This window comes from Halorubrum sp. FL23 (assembly GCF_052439115.2).
GTDB classification, from domain to species: domain Archaea; phylum Halobacteriota; class Halobacteria; order Halobacteriales; family Haloferacaceae; genus Halorubrum; species Halorubrum persicum.
Genome location: NZ_JBQVRO020000016.1, coordinates 18,815 through 31,831 on the forward strand (window position 1 = coordinate 18,815; position 13,017 = coordinate 31,831).

7 protein-coding genes are annotated in these 13,017 nt (G+C 54.4%); 6 read left to right on the plus strand and 1 reads right to left on the minus strand.

Annotation, left to right across the window (positions count from 1 at the left end):
• The first annotated feature begins 62 nt into the window (after positions 1 to 62).
• From ACT4MF_RS15655 to ACT4MF_RS15665, 3 genes are all read left to right on the plus strand, one after another.
• Positions 63 to 1,337: a Cdc6/Cdc18 family protein gene (locus tag ACT4MF_RS15655; protein ID WP_444683351.1), complete on the plus strand. Its 1,275-nt coding sequence runs from the start codon at positions 63 to 65 to the stop codon at positions 1,335 to 1,337.
• A gap of 198 nt (positions 1,338 to 1,535) precedes the next feature.
• Positions 1,536 to 2,420 carry an IS1595 family transposase gene (locus ACT4MF_RS15660; RefSeq protein WP_444683329.1) on the plus strand — a complete coding sequence of 295 codons (885 nt, stop codon included), beginning with the start codon at positions 1,536 to 1,538 and terminating at the stop codon, positions 2,418 to 2,420.
• Between the two features lie 236 nt (positions 2,421 to 2,656).
• Positions 2,657 to 5,002, plus strand: a complete 2,346-nt coding sequence (locus tag ACT4MF_RS15665) for a DUF1156 domain-containing protein (protein WP_444683328.1) — start codon at positions 2,657 to 2,659, stop codon at positions 5,000 to 5,002.
• A gap of 221 nt (positions 5,003 to 5,223) precedes the next feature.
• On the opposite strand, the gene ACT4MF_RS15670 is transcribed toward ACT4MF_RS15665, so the two are convergent.
• On the minus strand, positions 5,224 to 5,904 hold the full coding sequence (locus ACT4MF_RS15670) for a DUF3800 domain-containing protein (RefSeq protein WP_444683327.1): 681 nt from the start codon (positions 5,902 to 5,904) through the stop codon (positions 5,224 to 5,226).
• A gap of 194 nt (positions 5,905 to 6,098) precedes the next feature.
• On the opposite strand from ACT4MF_RS15670, the gene ACT4MF_RS15675 reads away from it, so the two are divergent.
• The 3 genes from ACT4MF_RS15675 to ACT4MF_RS15685 all read left to right on the plus strand — a co-directional run bounded on the left by ACT4MF_RS15675 (position 6,099) and on the right by ACT4MF_RS15685 (position 13,017).
• The gene (locus ACT4MF_RS15675; RefSeq protein WP_444683326.1) at positions 6,099 to 10,067 is read left to right on the plus strand and encodes a helicase-related protein; all 3,969 of its coding nucleotides are present in this window, start codon (positions 6,099 to 6,101) and stop codon (positions 10,065 to 10,067) included.
• A 138-nt stretch (positions 10,068 to 10,205) separates the two neighbouring features.
• Positions 10,206 to 11,540, plus strand: coding sequence for a restriction endonuclease (locus ACT4MF_RS15680; RefSeq protein WP_444683325.1), 1,335 nt, complete (start codon positions 10,206 to 10,208; stop codon positions 11,538 to 11,540).
• Positions 11,541 to 12,132: 592 nt separating this feature from the next.
• Positions 12,133 to 13,017, plus strand: coding sequence for a hypothetical protein (locus tag ACT4MF_RS15685; RefSeq protein WP_444683324.1), 885 nt, complete (start codon positions 12,133 to 12,135; stop codon positions 13,015 to 13,017).

Here is a 13,017-nt window from a genome sequence, read left to right on the forward strand (position 1 = left end):
AAACCGACTCGGGACAGCCAGATCCCGACTCTGGTGGGTCACAAGAGTCCGGATCATCTGTCGTGGATAGCATCCTTGATGGCGACGTACAGACTGTTTTTGAAAACAAGGACCTTGTTGACTCGAGTACGATTGTCGATCAGGATCGGATCTACGGCCGGGACGAGCAACTTGCTGCCGAAGCTCGAGCGTTTCGGGACACTCTCGACGGTGAGCGACCGCCGGATCTGCTTTTGTACGGTCCCAGTGGAACAGGCAAGACCCTGACGGTGAAAGCCGTCGCGAACAAAGTCAAAGAACGAGCTCAGGAGAGCGGTATTGAGTTCGACTTTGTGGCAGTCAATTTCAAAACGATGGAGTCCCACACGCTCGACCGCGCTGTGTGGAAGCTAGGCCACCAGACGGCACGGAAAGCGGGCGTGGTTTGGGATGTCCCTCGGTCGGGTGTCTCGACCGATATGAAATACACCCGGCTCTACGAGATCGTCGACGATCACTTCGACTCACTCGTGTTCATTCTCGACGAGATCGACGCGCTGACCGGCAGTACGGGCGCAGACGAACCGGCGTACTCTCGACTGCTCTATAGTTTGAGCCGAGTCATGTCGGAACAGCATGTTGATACGCAGTTGTCAACGGTGGTTGTGACTAACTACCCGAAGTTCCGCGAGAACCTCGACAGCCGGACTGACAGCTCCTACAACCCGAACGGGATTCATTTTTCGGATTACGACGCCAACGAGCTCATCGAAATTCTCGAACGACGTCGAGATGCGTTTAAACACGATGCCCTCGAGGACGGGGTAATCGAAATCGTGGCTGCGTACGGTGCTCAAAACGAAGGTGACGCGCGCCGCGCGATCGATCTGCTCCGGGATGCTGGAGAGATCGCGAACCGGGCGGGCGACCCGGTGGTGACGCAGGACCACGTCAGGTCGGCAAACGACTCTGTTGTGAAGAATCGGGTCCTTGAGATCGTTGGTGGGATGTCTGTCCAAAAGAAGCTGTCTCTGTACGCTGCCGCACTTGTCGCGAAAGAGAATGAAGGGGTGGCTCCGAGCCCTGTGGTGTACGACATCTACAAAATTCTCTGTGAGGGAAGCGACATGGAGGTATACACACAAGAAACAGTCAACAGCCATATCAATAAGGCCGGAACGTACGGTGTGCTGGAGAGCGAACGGGTCAGTGGTGGATTCAAATCGGGTGTCCATTTGGTTTTCAAGTTCACCGAGCCCGTTGGGGCTGTTCTAGATACATTGAGCGAAGACGAGCGACTCCAAGAGATTCCTGCGACAGAACTTGGGGAGGTCGTGAAGAGACGGTTGCGGGATTAGTATTCCGGTCCGCACAGCCAGTTCGTACTCTTTATCAACCGGCTGTTTCAGATGTCGTCCACAATAGTTTGAGGTCCTCGTTATTGAGATATGACTCAATATCCTCAACGCTCTTCTGTAGGAGATTGTTGATACTGCTGAGCTGTCGCTGTGGAGTCGAAGAGGACAAGGACACCGCGTCAGCGGTGTCCGACACGAATGATTCCGCTAGATGTGTTTGGGTCGGAATCGGTCGCAGCGGACCTGCTCCAACAGGTTCGCTGGCGTGACGGTGTTTCTTGTCCTCGCTGCCGTTCTGACCGAACGGTCAGAAACGGCAGCTACGGGCACTTTCAGCGGTATCTCTGTAAGGATTGCGGCCGCACGTTCAACGATAAGACCGGCACGATCTTCGCTCACTCGAAGATCGCACTCCGCAAGTGGCTGTTTTCGATCTACGCGTTTTTGCGGTTTAACACGAGTCTCAGGCAGTTACAGTGCGAAATTGAGGTCAGCTACAAAACGATTCACAGGCGTGTCGAGCGCTTCGCTGAAGCGCTCGACGCGCCGTCACTCAATCTCCGTGGCCCGGTTGAAATTGACGAGTTCTACGTCTCTGCCGGCTTGAAAGGCCGCGAGCGCGACCGTTGGTCGCGCTCTCGCGGCCTCTCTCGACGCGGACGCGGAACGTATGATCAAGACAAACCGCCCGTGTTCGTCCTCGTGGATCGTGGCACCGAGCAACGGTACGTTGTGCCGGCGAAATCCGCAGACGAATCGACGATCCGGCTCCTGCTGGCTGACCGCCAGCAGGAGCCTCTCACGGTCTATACCGATGGATTTTGCGCGTACGATCCGCTTGAAGAAGATGAGCAATTCGACCGCGAATACGTCGTTCACGGAGACGGTGAATACGCCGACGAGACCGTCCACGTGAACACCTGCGAGAGCCACGCGTCGCTGGCGCGACGGTGGCTCTCGCCGCATCGAGGCATCTCAAAAGATCGCCTTACACAGTATCTCCGAGCGTTCCAACTCAGACGAGAACTCTACCGCAAACCCGGACGAAAAGCGCTCAAACACGCCGTCAGAGCAACTCTCTGAAATCAACAATGTGCTACACAAGAGCGAATCTGGAAAGTCACTATCGATACCCCCGGCCATTCACGCGTTCACCAAGTGAGCCACAGCGAGAAGAACTACACGAGGCACTAAGACAGCGCTGGGACGAGGAACTCCCATCGGTATTAGACCCGACAGCAGGAGGTGGCGTAATCCCTTATGAGTCGATACGTTATGACCTTCCGACCCACGCTAACGAACTCAATCCTGTTCCTTCCTTGATTCTCAAGGTGTTGCTTGAGTATGCGCCCGAGGTTGGGGACATAGATTCCCAAGTCTCGCGGTGGGCCGAGGAAGTCAACAGTATTGCATCTGCCGAGATTGACGAGTACTTCCCGAACAACCAGAGGGGGCAAACGCCGGACAACTACGTCTGTACGTATAGTGTTCAATGTAATTCATGTGGAGCTAGTATTCCTCTTGTCCCGAAATGGTGGATCCGGACCAGAAGCGATGGTATAGATGTTGTTTCCAAGCCAACGATCGGTGAGGACGGCTCAACGAGCTACGAAGTGATCGTTGATCCAAGCGAAGATGACCTGAAGGGGTTCAACCCGAGTGAGGGGCCTGTCTCTCGAGGTGGAGATGCCGAGTGTATAAACTGTGGTGTCGTCACTGAAGATGATCAAGTGCGTGCGAACTTCCAGAGCGGGGACTTCGAATATGAAGTCTACTGTGTCCGCTACGTCAACGAGGATGGCAGTCATGGATTTAGATCGCCAGCGGAAGAAGACGAGGAAGCCTTTGAGTCTGCGAAAAAGAAGATTAATTCTGACTTCGAGCTTTCCACTTTTCTTAACGAACCTATACCAGAAGGAAATAAAACTTCAGAGCCACAAAATTACGGGATGGATGAATGGCGAGATCTATTTTCACCCCGCCAATTAGTCTGTAACTATGAATATGTTAAAGCGATTAATAAACTTGAGCCGTCTATTCGTGAACAGCATGATACACAGACTGCTGAGGCGATTTGTACGTTACTCGTTCTCGCCTTCACGAAACTTATTGACCGAAACATTCGGTTAGCAGATTGGGATACAACGAAGGGTTATCCCAACCCTATGTTCAAGGGTAAGAACTTCGCATTCAAGCGTGTATTCGTAGAGAACAACATCTCTGTTGGTGGACTTGACTTCCTTTCGAGTGTCGAGAAGATCTACGACTCCTATTCAGAGTTAGTTGACTATCTGCCCGACGAATCACGGTCAGCGTCACTCTCAGTTGGGGACGCTCGCAATCTACCACAAGAGAGCAACAGTATTTCTGCGGTTGTAGCCGACCCGCCATACTATAGCAGTATTCAGTACGCAGAGCTATCTGACGTGTTCTACGTCTGGATGCGGGAATGTCTCCAAGGTGTTTTCCCAGATATGTTCTCGCGCTCTCTGACGGACAAGGATTCTGAGGCTGTAGCAAACCCGGATCGATTTACCGATGTAGCGGGGGAAGAGGCCTCGAAGCGCGAGTTGGCAAACCAAGATTATGAGCAGAAAATGAGCGATATTTTCTCAGAGCTGTATCGCGTCCTTGAGCCAGGCGGTGTTATGACTGTGATGTTCACGCATAAGGAGACTGATGCCTGGGATACGCTCACAATGTCACTGATCAATTCTGGGTTCATAATCACATCAACACATCCAATCACGAGTGAAATGCCCCAGAGAGCCGGGATGAAAAATAGTGCCTCGGCAGACTCTACTCTTCTCCTCACAGGCCGCAAACCCCATGAAGAGAGCGATCCCGAGAACGCGGTCCCAACTCTCTGGAGCGATGTCGAGGCCGACACACGGGAAGCCGCGAAGGAAGCCGCTCGTGATCTCCTCGAATCGGGGATTTCTCTGACCAAGACTGACGTCATCATCTCGGCGTTCGGCCCGACGCTACGGGTCTTCGCGGACGCTTACCCTGTCGTCGACGACCAAGACGAGGAGGTCCCGCCGCGGAAGGCCCTCGAAACGGCGCGGGAAGCTGTGACGCAAATCCTCGTCGACGAGTATCTAGAGGGCATGGACGTCGATACTCTCGACGACGTCACCGAGTGGTACGTCCTCTGCTGGCTCGTCCACGAGTCCGAGACGTTCTCCTACGATGACGGCCGCCAGCTCGGCCTCGGCATCGGCGTCGACATCGACGAGATCAAGCGCTCGACGAAGACCTGGCGGAAGAGCCGCGGCGACATCAGCCTCCGCGGACACGACGGCCGCGTCCAGAACATCAACGAGAAGCCCGAGGATCGGTCCAGCCGCCTGCCGATTGATCCCGACGACCTCTCATTCCCGCGCTCGCTGGACGCCGTCCACGCCGCGATGCACGTCTACGACAAGAAAGGCGAGACCGTGACCATCGAGTGGCTTCGCGAGCGGAACTTCAACACTGACAGCCAGTTCAAGGCCACGCTGAAGGCGTTGCTACAGGTGCTACCGAAGAACCACGAGGACTGGGAACTCGCCCGCGACCTCGCAGTGGGTCGGACGAGCGACGTGCTCGACCTCGACTTCGGTCCGAACATCTTCGCGGACGACCGCGAGGATACGTCACAGCAGAGTCTCGAAGAGTTCTAACGGAGACGGTGTCTTTCGTCTGCCCTCTAGCGGTTTTGGTGTCGCTGGTCGATTCTTGGAAAAGTTTATACAGGTATGGGATAGACGTATAGGTGTAAGCGGGTAAGAAGGTCAATGATTCCGCTAGACGGGGTATGAGGCCTTCGGCACCGCTTCAGCGGGTACGGAAGACGATGATTCCGCTAGACGGGGTATGAGTCTTCCCGCACCGCTGAAGTTTTCTAGAACTCCAGACCGGATAGCGTGTCGAGCGCGTCGTCGAAGTCAGCCCCGCGTCGAGCAGTAAATCGCAGATTCGCTGCGACGTCCGCGAACTGGATCCCAGGTACCTTCTTGCTATCTCTGATCGAAAAGTCGAACGCACCGGCCCGGTCCGTTGCCTCGATCGACTCCTTCGGCTGCGACCAGATATCGCCGTCCAAAATGACCTGAACGTCGTCGTACGCATCGGTTGTAAACCCGGAGTTGTACAGGATAGGGTTGAGAACGGAGAGCAACAGCAGTGTTCGCATGGACATTTCTACCGGGATGTCCCCATGGAGATCCCTCAGTGCGTTTCGGCCGACGGAGACATCCAATTCGACGGTTCGATATCGAACTGGAAATCCCGACCACGGCAAAATGCCTTGTTCGATAGTGTTGTCCTTTCGAACCGTTTGCTGAAAACTCTGGAACAGTAGATCCGCTCCCGAGGGCTGTAGGTTCTTCCCCTTTAGCTCGTCAACACCACTCGGTAGCTCCTCACAATCTATTAGCAGACTCCTGAGATCGGTCTGTGTCTCGTTGAGTGCGGCACGCGGTCTGTTCGACGAAACGAACCAACACGCTGCGACGGTAAAGTACTCGTCTGTCGACTCAGATCCGCTCTCGTCGACACAAATATAGAGAGATCTGTGTGTCATTACAGGCTGGTCAGCCTCTTATTCGAAGATATGTATTGACTAATATAACTATTGTGTAACTCAGGGAAGACGTGAGGTTTAGTATCTATACAGGGTCTGTCATTGTGGAGTGCCGAGAGGAGCTGATGGTCTCCCATGGTAGTGACGAGCAGGATTAAGGGGACTCGGTGTCGAGTCAGGACACGACTCGCAGAATGCAACATCTCAACGATCGGTCATGGTCTCCGATTTACGAAAGCAGACCAAACAGCCACGGGACATATCTCATCGACGAGTTCTACGTTCCGGCCCTCGAACGAAGCGTCCAGTACGACCGGATTGCCGGGTATTTTTCAAGTACGGCTCTCGCTGTAGCTTCCCAAGGTATCGACGCTCTCCTCGAACACGGCGGTGAGATGCGACTCGTCGTTGGAACCGACCTGTACAAATCTGACAAGCCAGTTCTCGAGCGACTTAGCGACGAACTCCGAGATTCTCTCGAAGAGCTCGACGACGAACAGCTCGATGCACATCTTCAATTGCTCGCTCGGCTCCTCCGAGAGGAACGGCTCCATATCAAGGTCGCCGTTCCACGGGAAGGGAGCTGGCAGATATTCCACCCGAAAATGGGAGTCTTCCACGACGATGACGGGAACGCACTTTCCTTCGAAGGAAGCGTGAACGAGACCATCGGCGGCTGGAAGCGGAACTACGAGCGCTTCAAAGTTCATCGATCGTGGGAGGACGGCGAGAACGCCTACGTTGACGCCGATGTCGATACGTTTGAACAGCTCTGGTCGAACGAGCACCCCTTCGTCGAGGTGTACGACCTCCCGGAAGCCATCGAGAGGGAGCTGATCGACTGGAAAGATCCCGACTCGGAGTCCGAAATCAAGGAGGCGATCCAGATCGCGAGAGGCGAAGCGCCGGCGACCGAATTAGACAAGGCGAACATCATCGCCGACGGTCCGCTCACGTCCGGTGGCCTCGCACTCGCTGAAGAGGCCTGTACGATCACTCCGTGGCCCCACCAGCGCGTCGTCTCAGACACGCTTGTGAACACCTACCCGAACAGCTTCCTCCTCTGTGACGAGGTCGGTCTCGGGAAGACCATCGAAGCTGGTCTCACTCTCTCTCGGCTCGGACTCACGGATGAACTCGAAACGGGTCTCCTTCTTGTCCCGGCGAGCCTCAGACAGCAGTGGCAAGAGGAGCTATGGGAGAAGTTCAATATCAACGCCTATCGGTTCGAACGCGGGAGCAATTACGAGTACACGTTTATTGATGCTTTTGGGCAGGAACACGATCCACCATCGTCATCGGAACTGAACATTCCAAGCGACGAGCGAGAAGACGCGTGGGTCGATAGTCCGATTTGGCGATTCATCAATCAACAATCTTCGACTGCGAAATCGGACTCCGCGGCCCAAACGCCGACAATCGTCATCATGTCGTGGCACACGGCACGGCTTAGAGACCGCTGGAACCAGGTCGCGCCTCGCGATGGCGGTCGCGTTCGAACTCGAGATACCGTTCCTGCGAGTGGACGCGGACGAAATCCTGATCATCGTGAAGGTGTCTGGGATGCCGTCATCGTCGACGAGGCACACAACGCCCGGAAGGGGAGCAGCTTCTACAGCATGCTCGATCGGCTCCGGGATCACACACAGTCGTACTACTTCCTCACTGCGACTCCGATGCAATTGCATGCCGGGGAGCTGTACGATCTGATGGCGCTTCTCGATCTTCCCGAACAGTGGGAAAATGAGGAACGGTTCGTCGAGTTCTTTGAGACTCGCCAAGCGGTCTCTCAGGCAATCCGTACTGTCGTCGATACAGACGGGTCGGAATCCGATTCTTCCTCCTGGTCAGCGCAAGCAACGCTTGACGAGAACCGTTATCAGGACAGGCTACCGGCTGAACGAACCCTGTCAGACGAGATTTTCGATAAGATGGCGGAGTCACTTGAGGTCAAGCCAGACGGTAGTCAGGCTCGGTCTATCGCGAAAGAACGCCTTCTGGAGGCCTGTACACTTGCCGCAGAATATGGTGAACATTTCGACGGCTACATCGAACTCTTCGAGAACGCCGTCGATGAGCATGATATCGACCCGTTCGAGGCGAAAGAGGATGAGAAGCTCAAATACCTCCTGTATCCGGACTGGAAGGCGGACGAGGAGTGGCTCACCTACGGTCGGAACGACCGGTTGAACGCCCTCGACGAGCTTTCTGAATCTGGTTGGCAGGTCGTTCAAGATGTCCTCGCCGAGTCTACCCCTGTCGACGCGCTCATCCACAGGAACACTCGAGATACGCTTCGGAAGTACGAACAGGTCGGACTACTTGACGAGACGGTTCCGAATCGTGATCCTGAACAACGACAGATCGAATTGACCGACGAGACGCGGCGCGTGTACGACCGGATTGATGACTACACGAGGAAGTTCTACAAACTCGCACAACAGTCCGATGAGGTCGAAAATCGGGCGATCGGGTTCGTGATGACCACGTACCGGCAGCGGTTGACTAGCAGTATCTACGCGATTTCTCAGAGCCTTCAGCACCGTCTTGAAAAACTTCGCACACAGCAAGCGGTTCTCGAACGAAAACGACAAGCAGCGAAGCGGGCAAGTGGAACAACGTTCGATTCGGGTTCTAGCTCTAGCCAGGTGTTACTGGACTCCATTTCGGAAGAGGAACTCACGGACTTCGACGCCTTAGACGAGATTGATGGCGGACTCGAGGATTTGGATCTCACAGAGATAGTTCCAAACGTTACCGAAGCGGGTGTGGATCTTCTTGAACAGGAAATAGAGGAACTTGAATCGTTCGTCAGCGATCTCAGACAAATCGATCGTGACCCGAAAGTCGACCAACTGATCGACGACCTCAACCAACTTGATCGGGAGGGCCACAACCGGATCATTATTTTCACACAGTACACGGACACGATGGATTTCATCCGAAATAGTCTCGTCTCGATACACGGTGAAACCGTCGCTACCTACTCTGGCCGTGGCGGAGAGATGTACGACGCTGATGAGGAGTCTTGGAGAACCGTTGGGAAAGAGCGGGTCAAACGCGAGTTTGCCACTGATGAGGGACAGGTAGACATTCTCGTCTGTACGGACTCGGCTAGCGAAGGCCTCAACCTCCAAGAATGTGGTGCCCTCATCAATTACGATCTTCCATGGAATCCGATGCGGGTTGAACAGCGCATTGGACGGATCGACCGCATCGGACAGCGATACGATGAAGTCGAGATCCTCAACTATAGCTACAAAGATACGGTCGAGACGGATATTTACGAGCGTCTTGACGATCGGATTGACCTCTTCGAGAACGTCGTTGGTGAAATGCAACCCGTCCTCTCCGGAGTGAGCAAACAGATCCGAGCAGCGACCCTCGAAAAGGATCGAAATGAGAGTCACGAAGCAGTCGCGGAAGCTGACCGAGAGTTTTCCGAACAGATCGAGAATCAAGAGCAGAGTGACCGTGTAGATGTTGGTGAATCTCTGGAGACAGTAGAGCCGTTAGTTGCACAAGACGTCATTGACGAGGCGAGACTCGATGCTTGGCAGTCGTATTCCCATCCAGATATCGGCGCGACCCGAGAAGAGAACTATCAATATCCAGCACCATACCGCACGTCAAGCCTCGAGGCTGTTCTCGTCGGCAATGAGACGCTTACTGACATTGGAGTGGAATTCACTTCAATCACGGAACTCAACGTCGACATCACGAATAGTGAGTACGATGGGGAGTTCGAACATGAGGAAGCAACATACCGTCTCAGATGGGATGACGTGGATTTACCAGAGCCAGACGGTGAGCAGACGTTTGCTCAATTCATCGCACCAAGCGAAGACGCAGTTGCTGTGACGTTCTCGTCAGACTGTGCCGATGAGTTCCCATCGATTCATCACTTCGCGCCAGGAAACCCCCTCCTCCGTGAACTGATTGAGATACTCCGTGAAACAAGCGATGAGCCAGAACGATTGGTACAGCAGGCTGAATTTAGAGAGGCAGTTACGGGTCGTCCAACAGTCTGTGGATGGGCACGTAACGAGAAGCTCGGACGAGTGAGTAGAGATGGTGAAGTGACTGAAGATCTCGATGCCGAAGTCATCGAGACATGGTTTACAGAATTTCAGGAAAACTATGAGAAAACGACTTCACAGTAGCTAAAACCCGAGAACGTACAATCAAACGGCTCTGGTACTCAAGTATTGAATGAGGCTTTCAACGGGAACGAAATCAACAATCTCCGAGGGAAGAGTAATGAACCTATTTGTGACTCACCGGCCACATTCAGGCAAGTGATGACCGGGATCGTGATCTTCCCCGCTGGCCGCGATGATGCCTTCGAGGACTACAAACGGTTTGTTCGAGACGGACACCCAATAGACGACATCATATCCTACTTCGCCGAGGATGAGCTCGAACTACTTCGCACAACGTCTGAGGACGATCGTGTCCACGTCTGGGGGACGTCAGTAGACGGCGCTTGGCGGAACGTCGAGCGAAACGATATCGCGCTCGTCTATCATGATGGCGGGTTCGTCGCTCGGGGGCAGGTTCTCCATCTGCGACACGATCCCGATCTCGCCGAGTATCTCTGGAAGGACAACGTCGACCACGGCCGATGGAACGATGAGAGCCCGTGGGAGTACATGACGTTCTTGACCGATGTTGAGGAGGTCGACGTCGATATCGAGGAGTTCAACGCGTTGGTCGGCTACGACGAGACCTATCGTCCCCAGGGGTTCACTCGAGTTGCCGATAAGCGACTTGACCAACTCGCCGGCGAGGAATCGGTCGAAACTGCCATCGCGAATCTCACTGATACCGGTGAGCGTGTTCACCCCGTTGACGGTGGGGATGATGGACCAACCCCAGCCTTCGTCGATCAACTTCAGGAAACCAGCACGGATGGCGACGCCCACGAGGAATTCGAGCAGTTGGTCGCTAAGGCCTTCTCCCGGCTCGGGTATACGGCCAATTGGATCGAAGGGGGTGGCGACACAGACGTTGAGATACGCTCACCCGAACACGTCGTTGTCGAGGTGAAAGCTCGGAGTAACGGCCAGGTCAACTCCCTCGAAGTCACCAATATTGACAAACATCGTCGGCAACGGGGAGCTGACCACGCTATTGTCGTTGCTCCGGGATTCGCCCCGAAGGTCATTGAAAACGCTGAGACAACCGACCTGACCACTATCGCCATCGACGAGCTCGTCGAGCTGCTTGACCGTCGCGACCAATACGCCGTCGCCCCTGAGGAAACGATGGACCTCTTGACCCGAACGGGAGCCTTCCAAGACGATCGGCTCGATATCCTCGACGAATCCATCCAAGCTCGGCTCGACGCCGGTGAGACCCTCCTCGCAGTCATCCAAGCCCTCGAACGCGCCGATGGACCCGTCGAGACGGCAGAGGACGTCCGGTGGATCGTTGTCGGGATGGAGGACTCTAACGAGATCCCGACTACTGAGGAGATCAGGTCGGCCCTCCAACTCCTCGCGCATCCGAGTGTTGGGGTTGTCACCCAGGATGAAGGCGGATATCGGGTCACAACCGACTACGAAAACGGGGTACAGTTGGTGCGTTCTCTCAGGAATATTGTTCAATCTCCTGTCGCAGCTGACGACAGCTAACAGGTATATTGGCTGGTACCAACGTAAGGGAATATAGCCCAGTACCTGTTGACTCAAATACTGGGCCTGCGTCGGCCTGTGAGTTATTCTTCCCTGAGACGAACGAGATCTTCTCAAGCTCACTTCCGGCAGCCGTCGATCTCATTTCAGCGAGGTAGCCGTCACAAAAGGTAGGTCAATCTTCCCAGCCATCACAAATCATGACAACGGTCGGAAGAACGCCACAATCCAAAGTAAATGTCCTCCCCAGATACGTGGTTATCGTGGACGTTAAGCTAGGCTCATCCTTCATCACTTGTCGCGGAATACCGTCTTTCGGCGACCCGCTTTACCCAACGATAGATCGAATTCGGTTCGACATCGACGATCGGTTCGGCGGGATCGTCTTGGTGTAACTTATATTCCGCAAGCCAGATGATTACCCACAATAATATATAATTACTACGAAATTATTTTGAGCAAGTCTCATGCTCCGGATTAAGGGTTTAGGCCGACCTATACTCCTGTTTTCGGCGGTACTTATATGGGGGTAGAAACTGTATGTTGACACGTCTCCCACTACGAAAAACAAGACGGAGACGGAGAGCACACTTTGAGTTCCCACGTAGACACAAGAGAACTCGGCAGAGGGCAGCAAACACTACACGAGGCGGTTAACTCTCACCGGATATACAAGCCGGTTAGAGGAGTTCATCCCCGTGTCGAGCTTCCTGACGAGGAGTTTGAGGAGTGGCTTGACGGCAACCGGGAAGTCGAGTACGTGATAATCAACTTCTCGGATGCTGAAGAGGTCGTCGAGCGGGACGGCGATCTCAGCCAGGTTTTGGAGCCTTGGCATATCCCGGTAATCCTAGGGACGGAGCACGACGAGTACGTGAACAGGCGTACTTTTCAGGACGTAGTGGATTTGCTGGAGGTGGCGCAGCCAGCGATCTACGTTCCGGACGTGGTCTACAGCTACAACTGGATGGACGAGGAGATCCAGAAATATGCCATTGAGGCGTATATCGGCCACGTCAGGAATCTTCAGAAGGAGATTATCGAGCAGGACTTCTATGTCCGGTTGATCCCGACGAACAAGGGCTGGAAGTACGAACACTTCGCGGAGTACCAGAAACTGTTCGATGAGTTCGACTACGACGAGTTCGCGTTCTACGCTGTACAGTATACAGGCGGTGATGCCGGGAACGCAATCAACGTACTTCGGAGCCACGTCAGGAACTCGATAGCCGCCCTGGATATGGAGGATGTTTTCCTGATCGGACGGCTTGCGGAGGATGACCTGTTTGATTTTGCTCCGCGTGTCCGTGGAGCGACCGGGCTTCGGCAGTGGATGGATGCCTGTTCTACGGGGGACGGGCTTTCACAAAGTCTGTGGCCAGAGTTCCAGGAGGGTCGTGAGGCCAAGCTTTCGTTTAACGACGGGCAGGAGCAGAGGCCGATAAACGAGTTTGGCGGCAGGAAGGAGGACAACTGA